Origin of the sequence: Paenibacillus sp. FSL P4-0081, assembly GCF_000758565.1 — a bacterium.
In the GTDB taxonomy this organism is placed as follows: domain Bacteria; phylum Bacillota; class Bacilli; order Paenibacillales; family Paenibacillaceae; genus Paenibacillus_AQ; species Paenibacillus_AQ phytohabitans.
The window spans coordinates 7,430,177-7,446,284 of the sequence record NZ_CP009280.1 but is presented as its reverse complement, the minus strand read 5'-3'; the positions used below and the strand labels follow the sequence as shown (position 1 = coordinate 7,446,284).

At 53.4% G+C, this 16,108-nt stretch carries 18 protein-coding genes and 1 pseudogene; 16 read left to right on the top strand and 3 right to left on the bottom strand.

Annotated features, from left to right (window positions below; all coding sequences use genetic code 11):
* Positions 1–77: 77 nt before the first annotated feature.
* Together P40081_RS31610 and P40081_RS31605 are read right to left on the bottom strand one after the other, a co-directional pair.
* Entirely contained in the window at positions 78–731 is a 654-nt protein-coding gene (locus P40081_RS31610; RefSeq protein WP_042140002.1) for an SdpI family protein, read from the bottom strand.
* 116 nt (positions 732–847) lie between these two features.
* Positions 848–1,114: pseudogene (locus tag P40081_RS31605) on the bottom strand (autorepressor SdpR family transcription factor); the annotation flags it as partial.
* Between the two features lie 253 nt (positions 1,115–1,367).
* Between P40081_RS31605 and P40081_RS31600 the strand changes: the two are divergent.
* The 11 genes from P40081_RS31600 (at position 1,368) to P40081_RS31550 (ending at position 7,170) form a co-directional block, all read left to right on the top strand.
* Positions 1,368–1,982: an undecaprenyl phosphate transporter UptA gene (locus P40081_RS31600; RefSeq protein ID WP_039303123.1), complete on the top strand. Its 615-nt coding sequence runs from the start codon at positions 1,368–1,370 to the stop codon at positions 1,980–1,982.
* Positions 1,979–2,545 carry a thioredoxin family protein gene (locus P40081_RS31595; RefSeq protein ID WP_042140001.1) on the top strand — a complete coding sequence of 189 codons (567 nt, stop codon included), beginning with the start codon at positions 1,979–1,981 and terminating at the stop codon, positions 2,543–2,545. Before P40081_RS31600 ends, P40081_RS31595 begins: the two co-directional genes overlap by 4 nt.
* A gap of 5 nt (positions 2,546–2,550) precedes the next feature.
* Positions 2,551–3,180, top strand: coding sequence for an MBL fold metallo-hydrolase (locus P40081_RS31590; protein ID WP_042141679.1), 630 nt, complete (start codon positions 2,551–2,553; stop codon positions 3,178–3,180).
* Between the two features lie 183 nt (positions 3,181–3,363).
* Positions 3,364–3,570, top strand: a complete 207-nt coding sequence (locus tag P40081_RS31585) for a hypothetical protein (RefSeq protein ID WP_039303119.1) — start codon at positions 3,364–3,366, stop codon at positions 3,568–3,570.
* A 56-nt stretch (positions 3,571–3,626) separates the two neighbouring features.
* Positions 3,627–4,169 (top strand): RNA polymerase sigma factor SigY, encoded by a 543-nt coding sequence (gene sigY / locus P40081_RS31580; RefSeq protein ID WP_039303115.1) that lies wholly within the window; start codon positions 3,627–3,629, stop codon positions 4,167–4,169.
* The gene (locus tag P40081_RS31575; RefSeq protein ID WP_039303114.1) at positions 4,159–4,485 is read left to right on the top strand and encodes a YxlC family protein; all 327 of its coding nucleotides are present in this window, start codon (positions 4,159–4,161) and stop codon (positions 4,483–4,485) included. Before sigY ends, P40081_RS31575 begins: the two co-directional genes overlap by 11 nt.
* Positions 4,482–4,703, top strand: a complete 222-nt coding sequence (locus P40081_RS31570; RefSeq protein WP_042140000.1) for a hypothetical protein — start codon at positions 4,482–4,484, stop codon at positions 4,701–4,703. Before P40081_RS31575 ends, P40081_RS31570 begins: the two co-directional genes overlap by 4 nt.
* Positions 4,704–4,759: 56 nt before the next feature.
* Positions 4,760–4,951 carry a PLD nuclease N-terminal domain-containing protein gene (locus P40081_RS31565; protein ID WP_042139999.1) on the top strand — a complete coding sequence of 64 codons (192 nt, stop codon included), beginning with the start codon at positions 4,760–4,762 and terminating at the stop codon, positions 4,949–4,951.
* Positions 4,951–5,865: an ABC transporter ATP-binding protein gene (locus P40081_RS31560; RefSeq protein ID WP_042139998.1), complete on the top strand. Its 915-nt coding sequence runs from the start codon at positions 4,951–4,953 to the stop codon at positions 5,863–5,865. Before P40081_RS31565 ends, P40081_RS31560 begins: the two co-directional genes overlap by 1 nt.
* Complete coding sequence (locus P40081_RS31555; protein ID WP_042139997.1) at positions 5,862–6,629, top strand: ABC transporter permease; 768 nt, start codon at positions 5,862–5,864, stop codon at positions 6,627–6,629. Before P40081_RS31560 ends, P40081_RS31555 begins: the two co-directional genes overlap by 4 nt.
* A 157-nt stretch (positions 6,630–6,786) precedes the next feature.
* Positions 6,787–7,170 (top strand): hypothetical protein, encoded by a 384-nt coding sequence (locus P40081_RS31550; protein WP_042139996.1) that lies wholly within the window; start codon positions 6,787–6,789, stop codon positions 7,168–7,170.
* A 294-nt stretch (positions 7,171–7,464) separates the two neighbouring features.
* Here P40081_RS31550 and P40081_RS31545 read toward each other — a convergent pair whose 3' ends face one another.
* Positions 7,465–8,328, bottom strand: a complete 864-nt coding sequence (locus P40081_RS31545) for a PocR ligand-binding domain-containing protein (RefSeq protein ID WP_042139995.1) — start codon at positions 8,326–8,328, stop codon at positions 7,465–7,467.
* Between the two features lie 101 nt (positions 8,329–8,429).
* On the opposite strand from P40081_RS31545, the gene P40081_RS31540 reads away from it, so the two are divergent.
* The 5 genes from P40081_RS31540 to P40081_RS31520 all read left to right on the top strand — a co-directional run bounded on the left by P40081_RS31540 (position 8,430) and on the right by P40081_RS31520 (position 16,075).
* Positions 8,430–9,389, top strand: a complete 960-nt coding sequence (locus P40081_RS31540; protein ID WP_042139994.1) for an acetylxylan esterase — start codon at positions 8,430–8,432, stop codon at positions 9,387–9,389.
* A 186-nt stretch (positions 9,390–9,575) separates the two neighbouring features.
* Entirely contained in the window at positions 9,576–11,237 is a 1,662-nt protein-coding gene (locus P40081_RS31535; protein WP_197074305.1) for a sensor histidine kinase, read from the top strand.
* A complete protein-coding gene (locus P40081_RS31530; RefSeq protein WP_042139993.1) occupies positions 11,234–12,904 on the top strand; it encodes a response regulator in 1,671 nt (556 codons plus the stop codon). Before P40081_RS31535 ends, P40081_RS31530 begins: the two co-directional genes overlap by 4 nt.
* A 99-nt stretch (positions 12,905–13,003) precedes the next feature.
* Positions 13,004–14,647, top strand: coding sequence for an extracellular solute-binding protein (locus P40081_RS31525; RefSeq protein ID WP_042139992.1), 1,644 nt, complete (start codon positions 13,004–13,006; stop codon positions 14,645–14,647).
* Positions 14,648–14,656: 9 nt separating this feature from the next.
* Complete coding sequence (locus P40081_RS31520) at positions 14,657–16,075, top strand: family 43 glycosylhydrolase (RefSeq protein WP_042139991.1); 1,419 nt, start codon at positions 14,657–14,659, stop codon at positions 16,073–16,075.
* The last annotated feature ends 33 nt before the right edge of the window (positions 16,076–16,108 follow it).

Genomic DNA, 16,108 nt, shown 5'->3' with positions numbered 1-16,108 from the left:
CTCTGTCCGGCTGAATTTATTACATGCGCATCTCCAGCAGCGTTCTTCCAGATCTCGGTGCAGTCCTGCGGCCGGCTTCAGGCCTTGATCCTCCGTGAAATCAGCCACGAATACACATAAGGTACGATAATGGCGATAACCAGGGCGGTAATGATCATGCTGACCGACAGAGCTTTTGGCATAAAAGCCCCCAGTGCAATCAGCAGTCCGCCAATCACCCACATGATTCCGGAGAGACGGTGGGTCTTCCGCCAGACTACAGGGTTAGCCAGCGTCCAGGGTGTACGGACACCCGTGAAATAATTATCCCTGATCTGCGGCATGAAGTTTCCGATCACTATAAACAGCAGCCCGAGACTCACAGTAGCCCACTTCCCGGCGGCAAATTGCTCATCCAGACCGTGCGTGACCGACAGCACAAGTGCAGCATCGCATATAATGCCCACTGCCAGGCGGATCATTTTATAAGCGCTTTGAAACTTAGTGTAGTTCTCTCTTTTGGGATCAATTGTACGCATAAACTGCATGGCTATAGGGAAGATCAGTCCCATGAAGGAGAAAAAAGCAATGAGGGAGCCCTTGCTCCAGTAAGTGTTAACCTTGCCTGTAATGCTGAACTGGGCAGGAAGCTGATCCGGCAGCCTGCCGTAATTCAACAATGCGTAGCCCAGCGAGAACAATCCCAGAATGACAATCAGTGTGTCCTGCCATTTCCATTGGAAATCCTTCATCTTGATTCACCCTCCGTGTCAGAATAATGCTCCCGGCTCCTGGTCCCCTTTGAACCTGCGCCTTTTGAGCCTAACGCATCTTCAGCCGGTTTATCCGCAATGGTCTTACTCTCCGTACCGTCCTTACCCGTACCCGTCAATTCCAGGAACCAGCCCAGCACCTCTTCGAGCACCGTGGAATCCAGCGAATAGAGAATAAACTGGCCTTTCCGTTCGTCCTGCACCAGTCCCGCATGCTTCAGTGCATTCAGATGATGGGAGATGCTGGGTTTGGACATATTGAAAAAATCGGCAATTTCTCCGGCCGTCCTATCCTTTTCCCGCAGCAGGCGGAGAATCTGTCTGCGGGTCGGATCAGCCAGCGCCTTGAAGGATTCATTCAACTCCGCAGCCCCCTTTCGACATTTAAATAATTATCTAAATGTATAATAGATCTTCATTCCACACTTTGTCAATGCTGGAATACCTGCTTTTCTATAGCAGAGAACCGAATGTCCATTTTCCATAAGTAGAAGTCGTAAGCCTGCATATGCTAGAATAGGCTAGGAGAAGCTGGATACATAGAGCGGACGAGGCTTAGGATTCTGCCAGCAGAGTGCCAGGCTGATTACGCAATACACGGAAGGAGAGCTGCAGTTGCATTTTATATCTGAACTGATTTCGCATTTATTTGAATGGATTCAGAGTTTGGGTTACTTCGGAATAATGATTGGCCTGATGATTGAAGTCATACCAAGTGAGATTGTATTGGCTTTTGGCGGCTATCTGGTCTCGCAGGGAGATATTAATTATTTTGGCGCGGTTCTGTTTGGTACAATTGGCGGGGTAGTCGCCCAGATTTTTGTGTATTGGATCGGCCGTTATGGCGGCAGACCGGTGCTGGAGAAGTACGGGAAGTATATTTTTATCAAAAAGAAGCATATTGACCATTCTGAAGAATGGTTCCAGAAATACGGGACCGGAGTAATCTTCACCGCCCGTTTTATCCCGGTTGTCCGTCATGCGATCTCTGTTCCCGCTGGTATTTCGCGCATGCCGCTCGGTAAGTTCACTATGCTGACCACGCTGGCTGTTATTCCATGGAGTGCACTGTTTGTATATCTCGGATATACTCTCGGCGATAAATGGGAGACTATTGATGAAGTCGCAGCTAAGTATACGCATGAAATCATTCTTGCCGCACTTGCGGTTATTGTTCTGTATTTCCTGTTCAAGTGGTACAAATCCAAGAAGAAAGGTAGTGCAGTATGAAACAGAATGTAGCTTCTAAATTTGGTCAGGGATTGACCCCGCGCCAGTTCGTGGAAGGCATGACGAAGAACCAGCAGGCTTTTGAATCCTGGTATGAGAAGTTTGCCTGGACAGATGAGGGTGACCGGGAATATTTCGAGAGCCTGAATCACCGGGATGATCTGAGGGTACTGATTCTGGCTGCTGACTGGTGCGGGGATGTGGTTCGTAATGTCCCTGTGGTGTTCCGCATCTTGGAGACGGCAGGCATTAAGACTGAAGTTCTGATTCTGGAAGAGAATCAGGATGTTATGGATAACTTCCTGACCATGGGCGGACGTTCGGTTCCGATCGTGATTTTTGCCGATACCGGCGGCTATGTGCTGGGCCATTGGGGACCGCGTCCGGAGCATGTACAGTCACTGATGAGAGAGTTTAAACAGCAGAATCCGGACCGCGAAGCTGCGGATTATGAGGGCAAAATCACCGAAGTGCGCAAAGCCATGGGCCAAGCCTACGGAGAAGGAACGGAATCACACGCGGTTATTGCCAAAGAGCTGCGCAGTCTGATCTCCGGATTCTAATGCCGATGCTTAATATTAGGTCTTATAATCTTGGACCGCTTCAGACGAACGCTTATCTCCTGACAGGAGCCGACCCTGCCAAAGGTGTAATTATTGATCCCGGAGCCAATCCGGCTGCCCTTCTCCGTGCTGCTGAGGGTATGGAAATTGAGGCCATCCTGCTGACTCACGCCCACTTTGATCATATTGCCGGTCTGGATGAGGTCCGTAAGGCCAAGAAATGCCCAGTGTATATCCATGCTCTGGAGAGTGAGTGGCTGGGCAGTCCCAAGCTGAACGGCTCGCTGATGTGGCCTGAATCATCCCCTCCGGTCAGTACAGATCCGGCAGAATATGATTTGGCGGAAGGCCAGATTCTGAAGCTGCTCGGTTTAACCTTCCGGGTGCTGCATACGCCTGGACACTCTCCGGGGAGTGTCAGCTTCCTGTGCGGAAATGATCTGTTCTCCGGCGATGTATTGTTCAAAATGGGAGTAGGACGCACCGATCTTCCCGGCGGCAGAGAACGTGATCTGTTTGATTCGATCCGCGGTAAGCTGTACCGGCTGGATGAAGAAGTGAGGGTATTTCCCGGACATGGTCCGCGCACCTCTATCGGGTTTGAGAAGCAAAATAACCCATACGTTCCTATGTAACGACGTGTTTATGCCGGTTATGACATAATTCGGGAAATTAGAGATGGACAAGAAGATACAGAGTTGCTACAATAATGTTAATTAAATGTAACATTTACCTCGCGAAGCACGCAGACTGTGGAATAATCCCGGTTTGCGTTCTTTTTTTTGTCTATATGTCTTTAATTTCATGGGAGGAAGCAGATGAAGGAAGATATGCATCACCAACTGGACTATGGGGAATTGAGAACAGACGGGGAAGGCGTGGCGGAGCAGAATTCCGTAGAGTATGCTGCAGAGAATGGGGATAATAAGATTTCTCTGTTCTGGCGCTTCCCCAGAGGCAAGGGAGCCGTCCAGCCATGGAGGCGCAGGCTGTGGGAATTGCAGAATAATTCTGACCCTGAATGAACGATCTACAATACATAATCGTATTACAGAGGTGAGGAAGAGAAAGAGGAGGGACTATGGGCGACGGGACGCTGGAGAAGATCAGACTGGCGCAGCAGGGGGATGCCAAGGCAACAGCTATGCTGCTGCGGGAGCATTATCCCTTCCTGTACAAGTATCTGATTAAAGCTACAATGGACCCTTCACTTGCGGAAGAACTGGCTCAGGATACAATGGTCAGATGCATGGAGAAGATGGGAAGTTACAATGGAACCTCTGCATTTTCTTCATGGCTGATAACGATTGCCAGCCGGCTCTACATCGACCGCAAGCGGCGGTGGAAGCGTGAGTTGAAGTGGCAGAAGGAGCAGGCTCAGGAGCAGGGGAGCCGCAGTATCCGCTGGAGGTTTGAGAGCCGGAATATGGAGTGGAGTGAAGTGCTTGATGCCTTATCCCGCCTGTCTACTGCCCACAGAATGGCTGTACTGCTGAAACATTATTACGGATATGGCTATGATGAAATCGGCCAGATGCTGCAGATCCCTTCCGGCACGGCCAAATCAAGGGTAGCAGCCGGATTGAATCAACTGCGAAAGGAGCTGGACGAGGATGAGGTTTAACAGTGATGAAGAGCTGCTGAATAAGCTGTCAGCAGAACTGGAGATTCTGGATCAGCACTATGCCGATGTGGCGCCCCCCTCCTTGCCGGAGCTGGAGCAGCTTATTGCGGCAGAAGCAATCCGCCGCGTGAAGCGGCAGCGCAAGGAACTGCTAATATTCTCTCTGGTGGCTTTACTCCTGCTCAGCGTAGTGCTGTCTATTCTAAACTCTGCCCCGGCACTGTTTTGGGGCTTGCAGGCGCTATTTCCGCTGGCAGCACTTGGCAGTCTGGGAGTAGCACGGATCAGGCTGCGACGGGAGGATGCTGAAGAGTGAGTGAATTGCAGAAGGCGCCTTTGTGGCTGTGGCTTTGTATAGCTGCTGTACTGATGCTGCAGGGGACTTGGCTGTTCCGTAATGCTCAGGGCAGAGGGAAGGGCCGAATGGCCTGGTTCTGGGGAATTTGGGGCCTTACCGGTTTCCCGTCACCAGTTTTGTGTTATCTGCTGTTTGTAGTTCTCCCGGGCAGGCGGAAGGCCGGGCAGAAGCGCTGAAGGCGGACAGGGAAGGCGATTTCAGAATAGCAAACTGGAGTATGGAGGGTATACGGATGGATAAAGTGAACTGGGGGTTGATTGCGCCGCTGCTGGCGCTGCAGATTCTGCTGGCGGTTGTGGGACTGATCTCGCTGGCCAGGACAGAGCAGGTCCGCGGGCCCAAATGGATGTGGGTGCTGCTCCTGGTATTTGGCAACCTGCTAGGAAGTATAGCTTATTTCACACTGGGAAGGAAAGAACTCTGATGCCGCTGCTTGAGGTTACGAATCTCCGCAAAAGCTTTGGCGGACATCCCTCCGTGGACGGCATCAGCTTCGGAGCCGAAGCCGGGCGTTGTGTCGCTTTGCTGGGACCCAATGGAGCAGGCAAAACCACCACACTGCGCATGCTTGCCGGTCTTCTGCCGCCTACCGGAGGGAGCATCTCCTTTGGCGGCGCTCCTCCCGGAACGGATTACCGCCGGCAGCTTGGTTATCTGCCGCAGTCTCCGGCTTTTTACAGCTGGATGAGCGGACTCGAATATATGATCTTTGCCGCCAAGCTTAGCGGCATGGCCGCCAAAGAAGCTGCGGCGGTGTCGGGCGCAGTGCTGGAGCGCGTGGGGCTTAGCTCCGCAGCGCGCCGCCGGATCGGCGGATATTCCGGCGGTATGAAGCAGCGCCTGGGGCTGGCCCAGGCCTTAGTGCACCGCCCGCGTCTGCTGCTGCTTGACGAGCCTGTCTCTGCGCTTGATCCTATAGGGCGCCGGGAAGTGATGGAGCTGCTGCGGGACATCCGGGAAGAGACAACTGTGATTTTCTCCACCCATGTGCTGCATGATGCGGAAGAGATATGCGATGACGTCATATTGATGAACAGGGGAGCTATAGCTGTGCAGGGGACCTTGGCCCGTCTCCGGGCAGAGTACAGTCTTCCGGTTATCAGAATAACCACAGCGAAGGAAGACAAGGCTGTCCGGTGGCTGGAGGAGCTTAAGCACAAAGCTTTTATTGAAGAAGCAAGTATTTCGGACGGCAGGGCAGTCTTTAACGTAAGCGATGTCGGGCTCGCGCGCCGGATGATTCTGCAGGAAGCGGCAGGGCTGGATATTCCGCTGCTGCAATTTGAAGCAGGTTCATCGACGCTGGAGGACCTGTTTATGAAAGTGGTGGGAACATGAGCAAGCTCTGGGCCCTGTATTCGAGAGAGATGCTGGAGGCAGTGCGCAGCTATAAGCTGATCTGGATACCTATAGTGTTCATTATTCTGGGTATCATGCAGCCGCTGGTCACCTTTTATATGGCTGATATACTGGCAGCCTCTTCAAATGTCCCGGCAGGATTTATGGACAGCTACGAGATGCCTGGGGCCGCTGCGGTAATGGCTCAGGCTCTGGGCCAATACGGAACGATTGGCATCCTGATTCTGGCGCTGGGGACAATGAACAGCCTGGCCGGGGAGCGGAGCAGCGGGACAGCCGAGCTGCTGATGGCCAGACCTGTTTCACCGGTATCCATCGTTGTTGCCAAATGGGCGGCAAATTTCACAGTGCTGATAATTGCACTGGTATTGGGGGTCGCGGGAGCGGCTTATTATACAGTCCAGCTAATGGGGAGTTTGGCCTGGGGCACAGTTGCGGCGGCTTCAGGACTCTATGCACTCTGGCTGCTGTGTGCGGTGTCACTTACGCTGCTCTTCAGCGCCTGGCTGCGCGGACCTGCTGCTGCCGGGTTTGCTCTCCTGCTGGCTGCTGGCATGAGTCTTGCCCACAGCCTGCTGCCTTCCAGGACTGCCTGGTTGCCTGCAGCGCTTCCTGGAATGTCTGCCGGCGTGCTTGCAGAAGGCAGAGTAACCGGCGGGCCGATGATCTCAGCAGCCGTGTTAATCGTTGCTTGTATTGCTGGAGCTTCGCTGCTCATTCGCAGGAATAAATTGCCGAATTGATAAAATTGCAATAGAATAGCACGTTTTCAAGAATTTTCAGAGTATTTTCTGCGAAAAATCATCGGACTACTCTCCTGCGGCTGGACAGCTCTATCTTTTTTTAGTAGACTGTTGAAACAAGCAGAACCATGATAGATTTTGGTCAGGAGGTAGGACGATGCTGCGTTTAGGAGAGAAGATTGTCATTGTCGCGGACGCTTTTGAGCAGAGTCTTCCTATCGGAGACTACGGCTACCTAATTGCTTACGACCGCAATCCAGATAATGCGTTTGATTATGTCATTCGTGTTCCCGAGGCCAATAGAAATTTCTATGTTACGGCGGAGGATATTGAGGCCGAAGAGCAATTGCTGGTACTAGAAGCTGAAAGAGCCACGCACGAAGCTTTGATAGATTATGCTCTATCGACGTACAACGAGAAGCTGTTCCATCATCTGATGAACGGTGAAGAAGTTGAGGCGGAAGAGATAGAGGCAACATCCAAGGAAAGTATGTCCCAAGCGGATTTCATCAAACAGGTGAATCTTCGCGCTTGGATTTAAGCAGAGCCGGCGAAAGCCGGCTTTTTTGTTTGTCGCGTGCCCAGCCAAGCATGCATCACCCTAACCGGTGAAAATGTAGAAATGAATTAGCATTTTCTTCGCGTACAGTAGTGCACACCTTGAAACAAAATGACTATTAACTGAAACGTTTATTACTATTTTGCTCTAGGGACCGGATGATAAGATCAGCAAAGAGCAGGCAGAACTGCTATAAGCTGGGGGTGATAAAAATATGTTATTGCGGGAAGCTGCCATGGCGCCTTCCCTGCTGTATACGCTTCCACTCAGGTGCAATCAGAACCGGTCCAGAGTGCGTCCTTGTAAAGTGTTTTCTTTGCGGTAGACTCTGGGCAAGGTGCCGGTGACCTTTTTAAAGGCTTTGGTAAAGTAATTATAATCGGGAATGCCGACTTGCTCCGCAATTTCGTAAATCGGACTATCGGTGTCACCCAGCAGCCTTTTGGCCATTTGGATACGCAGGCTACGGATGTATTCCGCAATGCCCATGCCAAAGTTCTGCTCCGAGAGCTTGTAGAGATGGGATTTGCTGATGCTGAATTCTTTGCACAGAACGGGAACGGACAGCGGTTCCTGGATATGCTCTGTAATATAACCGTCGATCTTTTGTGCCAGCGTATCCTCCTTCAGAACCAGCATCCGGGATAGATACAGGTAGCTGGCGCTCATCTCCATGGTTTTGGCGTAAGCATCAATGACTTCCTTGGAGATGTATTTTTTTCGCTGGAAGGCGCTGTACAGTTTATTCATATCCACATTATAGGGGCTTATATTCTCACAGACCTTCTCCCATAACTCATCGCGGGACCCGGTCTGCAGCAATTGGCCGAACATAATATACCCGATGACCTGATTGTCCGTTTGAATAGGCACCACCGTTTCGGTAAGTCCGGCATGACATTGATAGGTGTAGAGGGTTTTCTCCTTTTTCACTTGGGTGCAGGCTGCCTGGTCGCAGAGGATGCACTGGGCCTCTGCGCGCGGATCACTCCGGATGATGTGGCAATATGTCGAATGGCGGGTGGGATAGGCAGCCAGCTCAGTAAAGGAATTGTCGAAAATCACTGTGCGGATACCGGTCAATGTATAGAAATTGCGCAGCAATTCCTTGACTTCGGGCAGGTTGAACAACAAGCTCATGGTGCGGCCTCCTCTTCTTCCGGGTTGTTCTGCGTTGCTGGCAACATTGTACTGTATTTGATATAGGACACACAAACCAAGAGAGACGGAGGTGCTTATTAATGCCGCTAGTCGATATGCCGTTAGAACAATTATTAACGTATGAGGGACGTAATCCCCGTCCGGCCAACTTCGAGGCTTACTGGGAACAAGCACTGCAAGAGATGAGAAATACGGATGCCCGTGTTGAACTGGTGAGAAGCGGGTTTCAGGTTCCGTTCGCCGAATGCTTCCATTTGTATTTCACGGGGACAGGCGGAGCGCGTATCCATGCGAAGCTGGTCAAGCCGAAGCATGTTGCAGGTCCGCACCCGGCGGTAGTGCAGTTCCACGGGTACGCCCATCATTCGGATGACTGGGCCGACAAGCTAATCTATGCTTCCTTGGGCTTTACTATAGCCACATTGGATTGCAGAGGCCAGGGAGGACTGTCCGAAGATGTTGGCGGGGTCAAAGGAACCACACATAAAGGGCACCTGATCCGCGGACTGGATGATGCGCCCGAACGGCTGCTGTTCCGGCAGATCTATCTTGATGCGGCACAGCTCGCTGGAATTGTAATGGACATGCCGGAAGTGGATGCCGCCCGCGTCGGTGCAATCGGCGGATCGCAGGGAGGGGGGCTGGCGCTGGCCTGTGCGGCGCTTGAGCCGCGGATCAACCGGGCTGCGCCAAGTGTCCCGTTCCTGTGTGATTATAAAAGGGTATGGGAAATGGACCTGGCCAGAGATGCTTACGAGGAACTGCGGACGTTTTTCCGTCACCGCGATCCCCAGCACCTGCGGGAGGATGAGATTTTTGAACGGCTCGGCTATATTGATGTTCAACACCTGGCGGACCGGATCAGCGGGAAAGTGATGATGGGGGTAGGATTACTGGATACGGTGTGTCCGCCTTCGACGCAATTCGCCGCCTATAACCGCCTCCGCTGCGAGAAGAAACTGGAGATCTATCCCGATTTCATCCATGAGCGGCTGCCGGGCTTCGAGGACAAAACCATACAATTTCTGCTTGAAATGTGAGAGGCTAACCGCCTCTCTTTATTATTGTTTAAGGGCCTGCTGCAGAGGTATGATGGGACTACAGGGGAGGCTTGTGGAAGGAGAGAGATGCTGTTGATCAGATTTATGAGAACGCTTTCAATTTATCCCAAACTTGTTATGGCTTTCTTGCTTGTCATTATTCCGCTCTACCTGTGGGGTCTAGTCATGAATCAATCCGGACAGGAGGTTGTCCAGAAGCAAATCTCGGAATCCATGGCCAGCCGTGTCCACTTCTATCTGACTTCGCTGGAGACAGAGCTGACACGGCTGACGCGGCTGAAGCTGGAGTATGTCAATGACGATGATTTGCTCTTGCTGGCGACGGTTCCGAACCAGTTGAACGATTATGAACGGACCCGCGCCTTGTTATCCGCCAAGAGCAAATTATATTTGCTCAAAAGCTCCAGCCCGTTCGTGGAGAACGTTAAGCTGTATATTCCTTCCCTGGACCGGAGCATTAATGCCAACAATTTCGACAGTGAGATGCCGCTTGAAGAACTGGAGGACATTCTGAACCCGGCTCACATGAAATCGCCGATCTTCGGTATGGGCGAGAAGCTGCTGATGAGCGGCGTGTATCCCGATGCCGTGTATGCCGGCCGGCCGCCTGTGCTGGCCATCGAAATTCAGCTGTCACGCCCGGAGATTCTCCGCTCACTCTCCAGCATGGCCGAGGGGGAGGGCGGCGGAGCTGTATGGATGGACACTGGCGGTCAGTGGCAGATTGCCTCCGGTGTGGAGGACTCGCTGCTGGCTGCGTTCGGGGAAGCTCCCCGCGGGGAGTTGCTCAACGACAGCGGCGAGTCCGGCCAATACCGGCTGGAGTCGGCAGGCGTTGACTATTTTGGAGCCAGTGAATATTCACCGCTGCTGGGAACGACTTTGGCCGTGTTTGTTCCTGCGGAAACGGTGCTGGAGCCGCTGAACAAGCATCGCAACTGGATTTGGGGAGAGTCGCTGGTCGCTTTGCTGCTCGCCGTAGTTTTCTCTTACTGGATATACAGGTTTATTCATAAGCCGATGAGGCGGCTGATTACTTCCTTCCGGAGAGTGGAGATGGGTGATCTGAGTGTCAGGCTCTATCACGGCAATCAGGATGAATTCAATTATGTATATAACCACTTCAACCATATGCTGGAGCGGATTCAGGAGTTGATTCATGAGGTGTATGAGCAGCAGATCAGATCCCAGCAATCCGAGCTTAAGCAATTGCAATCGCAGATTAACCCCCATTTTTTTTACAACACCTTCTTCATTCTGCAGGGTCTCGTTCGTATGAGGGAACATGAAGTAGCCGAGCGGATGCTTCACCATCTCAGCGGCTATTTTCAGTTTATTACACGTAGTGGAGCAGAACAGGTCAGTCTGCTTGCAGAGATGAAGCACGCATGGTCTTATGTGGAGATTCAGAATATACGCTTTGCCGGTACAGTTACAGCCGAACTGGAGCCCATACCGCAAGGGTGGGAGACTTCTATGGTGCCTCGGCTCATTGTCCAGCCATTAATTGAGAATGCTTATGCCCACGGGCTGGAGAACAAGCTGGCAGAAGGGATGCTGCGGGTAACCTTCCGGGAGGAAGGGGCGGACCGGCTTGTCATCGGGGTGGAAGACAACGGCGAATCGCTGGACGATGAACAGCTGAATGCGCTGCGCAGAACGCTGGCTCTTGCTGAAGAAGCTATGGAGACGACAGGAATACTCAATGTGCACCGCCGGCTTCAGTTGAACTATGGTCCGGCGTTCGGAATTGAGGTGTCACGCAGCGGGCTGGGCGGATTGAAGGTGCTGCTGATGATAAGACGGGAAGAAGGGAGACAGCCATGATCAGACTGCTGATTGTCGATAATGAACGGTGGATTGTACGGAACCTGCTTGATCTGTTCGGGCACTGGGACAAGCTGGAGCTGGAGGTATACGGTGCTTATTCCGCTGCGGAGGCACTGGAGCAGCTCGGAAAGATGAAGTTCGATATTGTATTGTCCGATATCCGTATGCCGGGAATGGACGGGCTTGAGCTGCAGCAGGAAATCAGACGCCACTGGCCGTGGTGCAAAATTATTTTTTTGAGCGGATATAACGAATTTGATTATATACAGCAAGTCATGCGTGGCGGCGGGGTGGACTACCTGTTAAAGACAGAAGGTGAGGAAGCGATTCTTCACGCTGTGGAGCAGGCCGCTGCGCAGCTATATGCGGCGGTGGAAGCAGAGGAGCTGATCGAGCGGGCACACCGGCAGCTCCAGCTTGTCCGTCCCCTGCTGCTGGGCGATTATTTGCTGGAGCTGTTGCAGGGGGACAGCCCGCTCGTAAGCCAGCTTGCACATAAATTCCAGGAGCTGGAATGCCCGCTGGATGCCGGATGCGGCGTAATGCTCGCCATCGGGCGCGTGGACGATTGGCGGGACGAGCTTAGTGTAGCAGAGAGGGAGCTGATGCTGTACGCTATCCGGAATATTGCCGAAGAATATTGGCTCCCCTCCGTGCGCTGCCTCAGTCTGCGTTATGAGAAGAACAAGCTGCTGTGGCTGCTGCAGCCTATGGCAGATGCTCCGGAGGACAGGGAGCGGGCGCTCCGGTTCATCCATGGGACGCTTGAGACGATCGCCATGAGCTGCAAGCGGCTGCTGAAGCTGCGGCTGTCGTTCTCGGCCGGTGCAGCATTTCGCCCCTGGGAGGAGGCGCCCCGGCAGTTCAGCACCCTGAAGGCGCTGCTGGGACGGGGACTCGGCATGGGCAAGGAGCTTGTTCTGATCGAACAGCGCAAGGAAGCTGGAGATGAGGCGCAGCAGGCAGAGCTGCACAATCATGAAATTAGCAGCCAATTGGGGAAGCTGGGAGCCATGGCGGCTTATTTGGACAACGGACAGCAGGAGCATTTTTTTCTCGAATTCGGCAAGCTGGCAGTGTTGGCCTCCCCTGCGCGTGGCACCGACAACCGGCTGAAGCTGGAGATCTACTATTCGCTCATGTGTTTGTTGCTGTCTTATATGAACCGCTGGGAACTGCATGAGGTCATCGGAGAGTCCATTGATTTGGACAAGCTTACAAGATATGAGGCCCACCCTTCTTGGGAGAGCGCGGAAGATTATTTGTCGGCGCTGGCCATGCGGCTGTTTGAACAAAAGCAAGATGACCAGGTCTACCGCGAGCATGATTTGATTACCCGCGTCCGGTTGTACGTGGAGCACCATTTGGCCGGCGATCTCTCACTGACCCGGATCGGTGATGTCGTCGGCTACAATCCGTATTACTTGACCCGGTTGTATAAGCGTTTAACGGGCCAGTCGTTGCCGGATTACGTGGCTTCCTCCCGGTTGGCGGAAGCCCAGAAGCTGCTGGAGGGTGGCAGTCTGATTGTGCAGGACATTTCGAAAGCGGTCGGCTTTATGACGGAGCAATCCTTCTACCGCTTTTTCAAGAAGGAGACCGGCATTACTCCCCAGGAATACAGAGAGCGGCATACCTTATCCAAATCGGATAATCAAAAGTGAAAATCGGCGAGTAGAGGGGTTAGGGGAAGCGAGCCTATAATAATGCTAAATAAGGCGAACTTTCACGAAAGACCCACCAAGATTTAGGGGGGATAAGAAGTGAAGGGAAAGAGATTGGCAGTCTTGACGTCTTACGGAATCGTTCTGTCGCTTCTGCTGAGCGCTGGCAGTCCCGGAACGGACAGAAGCTTGAACTCTGCGGAACATGAAGCCTACCCGTTTGGAAAATACGATCCGCCGATTCAGCTTCATATCGCGCGTCCGGTTGATCAGACCTGGACGTATCCCGGCGGTGACAGCATTGAAGATAATATCTGGTACCGGGAGTACCGCAGCCTGCTGGGCATCGAAATTGAACACGATTGGACCGCCTTGCCGGGCGAGTACAACCGCAAGCTGAATGTCCTGATCGCATTGGGCAGTCTGCCGGAGATGTTCTCCGTCTCGGCAGGCCAGCTCAAACAGCTGGCCGATGCGGATCAATTGGAAGATCTGACCGCGGTCTACGAGCGCTACGCTTCCAGCCGCACCAAAAAACTGCAGATGGGAGACGGCGGCGCGGCCTTGGCTTCCGCCACGTTCAACGGCAAACTGCTGGCCATTCCCATCGTCAATGCTCCGATCTACGAAGCCAATCTGCTGTGGGTGCGTACGGACTGGCTGGACAAATTGGGTCTGCCTGAGCCCAAAACGCTGGAGGAGGTGTTTGCGATTGCCGATGCATTTACGGGGCAAGATCCCGACGGCAACAACCGGCAGGATACCTTTGGCCTGGCCATCAATAATTACCTCTATGGCGGCATTGCTTCGGTTTCCGGATTCTTCAATGCGTATCACGCCTATCCGCAGACCTGGATCAAGGACGGGAACGGTCAAGTGATGTACGGTTCCATTCAGCCGGAGATGAAGCGTGCGCTGGGCAAGCTTCAGGAGATGTACAGGAGCGGGCAGCTGGACCGGGAATTCGGTGTCAAGGACAGCGACCAGGTGGTGGAGGATATCGCCGCGAACAAGCTCGGCATGACGTTCGGCGCCAACTGGAATCCCTATGTATTCCTGGATGCGGTACGGCAAAACCCCGGAATGGAGTGGAAGCCGTATGCAGTACCTTCAGTGGATGGCGTGCCGGCCAAGGCCAGCGTAGGTTTCTCGGCAAGCGGATATGTCGTAGTGCGCAAAGGCTATCCGCACCCGGAGGCTGTGGTGAAAATGCTGAACCTGCATGAAGAGGTGGTTCACGGCGCAAGACGCGGCGAAGGCGAATTCATTACCGTGGAAGAAGCCGGCGTACGGATCAACACCTCCAGGCTGTCCTTTGTCCAATCCGGTGTATCCAACGAGGATGTGGCAGAGTCGTTGTCGTTACTGCGCGAGGCCATCAGGAACGAGGATGGAAGCCTGCTGAAGGATGCGCTCACTGAAACCGACAAATACGGGCCGACCCTTGATTACCTGACAACCGGGAATATGGACAATTGGGCCGTTGCCCATCAATACTTCGGGTTCGAGACGACCATGGACCGCTATAGCGGCGACCGGCTGCTGATGACTGCCTTCGGCGGACAGACCCCTACGATGACAGAGAAGTGGGCCATGCTGGACAGACTCGAGAAAGAAACCTTCACCAAAATTATTATGGGGGCGGTTTCCATTGATGAATTCGATAGATTCGTAACGGATTGGAACCGGCTTGGCGGTAAAGCGATCCTGGAAGAAATTAATGAACCGTATGGAGGAGAGTGAACGAGCAGCATGAGCAAATTATTCTACAAGCCTGAAGACGGCTGGCTGGCCGACGTTATCCCGTTCTATGAAGACGGCGAGTTCAAGCTGCTGTATCTGAAAGATTGGCGCGACAGGGAAGGACACGGTGAAGGCACGCCCTGGTTTCTGCTGGGGACCCGGGATTTCATTCACTACAAGGAATACGGAGAGGTTCTGCCGAGGGGCGCGGTATCCGAGCAGGATCTGTATATCTATACGGGATGCGTGCTGAAGAAAGACGGACTGTATCATATTTTCTATACCGGCAACAATTTTCATTATCCGGCAGAGGGCAAGGCGCAGCAGGCAGTGATGCATGCGGTCAGCAGCGATTTTGTACATTGGAAAAAACGGCCGGAGGATGCCTTCTACGCACCAACGGACGCCTACGAGGAGCATGACTGGCGTGATCCGTTTGTGTTCTGGAACGAGGAGGCGGGGGAATATTGGATGCTCCTTGCCGCCCGGCTGAAGAAGGGCCCCGCGGGTCGCCGCGGCTGCGTTGCCCTATGCGCCTCCAAGGATTTGACCAGCTGGGAGGTACGCGATCCGTTCTGGGCTCCCTACTTGTATACGACTCACGAATGCCCGGACCTGTTCCGGATGGGGGACTGGTGGTACCTTCTGTACTCGACATTCTCGGACCGCACGGTCACGCATTACCGGATGAGCCGCTCGCTGCAGGGGCCTTGGCTGGCGCCCGAGAACGATGCACTTGATACCCGGGCATTCTATGCCGCCAAGACCTGGACCGACGGTGAGCGGCGTTATGCATTCGGATGGAACCCGACGCGGGAAGGCGAGCATGACGGGGGCACCTGGCAATGGGGCGGACATCTGGTTGTGCATGAAGTCGTACAGGGCACGGATGGTGCGCTGCTTGTAAAAGTGCCGGATACCCTGAATGCTGCGTTTAATCAGGAAAGCGCTTTATCCTTCACCGAAGTGCTCGGACGCTGGAAGTTCAGCGGCAGCACGGCCGCGGTTACGGCAACCGATTCCTTCGCCGGTGCCTATGCGGGGTTATTACCGGACGGCGCCTGCAAGCTGGAGGCGACGATAACGTTCGCTCCCGGTACCCGGGGCTGCGGCATTGTACTGCGGACCGATCAGGACTTCGGGCAGGGGTATATGATCCGGCTGGAGCCGGGCCGTAACCGGATTGTTGTTGACCAGTGGCCGAGGAAGGGAGATGTCCCCTACGCCGTCGGCATGGAGCGGCCGCTGCAATTGCTGCCCGGAACCGCCTGCTCGTTAAGCATATATCTGGAAGATCAGGTATGCGTAGTCTATGTGAACGAGGAGCTTGCGTTAAGCACACGGCTGTATGATTTCCAGCAGGGAGGGATGGGGCTGTTCGTGAGTGAGGGGAGTGCGGAATTCATTACCAGGCAGTTTGCAATGTAGGTCCATTCCAATCCGGATGAAGAGAGGGGATAG

Coding starts and splice junctions, on each gene's coding strand:
- P40081_RS31610 (WP_042140002.1), bottom strand. CDS start 731: ATGAAGGATTTCCAATGGAAATGGCAGGACACACTGATTGTCATTCTG.
- P40081_RS31595 (WP_042140001.1), top strand. CDS start 1,979: ATGAAACAGAATGTAGCTTCTAAATTTGGTCAGGGATTGACCCCGCGC.
- P40081_RS31590 (WP_042141679.1), top strand. CDS start 2,551: ATGCTTAATATTAGGTCTTATAATCTTGGACCGCTTCAGACGAACGCT.
- P40081_RS31585 (WP_039303119.1), top strand. CDS start 3,364: ATGAAGGAAGATATGCATCACCAACTGGACTATGGGGAATTGAGAACA.
- sigY (WP_039303115.1), top strand. CDS start 3,627: ATGGGCGACGGGACGCTGGAGAAGATCAGACTGGCGCAGCAGGGGGAT.
- P40081_RS31575 (WP_039303114.1), top strand. CDS start 4,159: ATGAGGTTTAACAGTGATGAAGAGCTGCTGAATAAGCTGTCAGCAGAA.
- P40081_RS31565 (WP_042139999.1), top strand. CDS start 4,760: ATGGATAAAGTGAACTGGGGGTTGATTGCGCCGCTGCTGGCGCTGCAG.
- P40081_RS31560 (WP_042139998.1), top strand. CDS start 4,951: ATGCCGCTGCTTGAGGTTACGAATCTCCGCAAAAGCTTTGGCGGACAT.
- P40081_RS31555 (WP_042139997.1), top strand. CDS start 5,862: ATGAGCAAGCTCTGGGCCCTGTATTCGAGAGAGATGCTGGAGGCAGTG.
- P40081_RS31550 (WP_042139996.1), top strand. CDS start 6,787: ATGCTGCGTTTAGGAGAGAAGATTGTCATTGTCGCGGACGCTTTTGAG.
- P40081_RS31545 (WP_042139995.1), bottom strand. CDS start 8,328: ATGAGCTTGTTGTTCAACCTGCCCGAAGTCAAGGAATTGCTGCGCAAT.
- P40081_RS31540 (WP_042139994.1), top strand. CDS start 8,430: ATGCCGCTAGTCGATATGCCGTTAGAACAATTATTAACGTATGAGGGA.
- P40081_RS31535 (WP_197074305.1), top strand. CDS start 9,576: ATGAATCAATCCGGACAGGAGGTTGTCCAGAAGCAAATCTCGGAATCC.
- P40081_RS31530 (WP_042139993.1), top strand. CDS start 11,234: ATGATCAGACTGCTGATTGTCGATAATGAACGGTGGATTGTACGGAAC.
- P40081_RS31520 (WP_042139991.1), top strand. CDS start 14,657: ATGAGCAAATTATTCTACAAGCCTGAAGACGGCTGGCTGGCCGACGTT.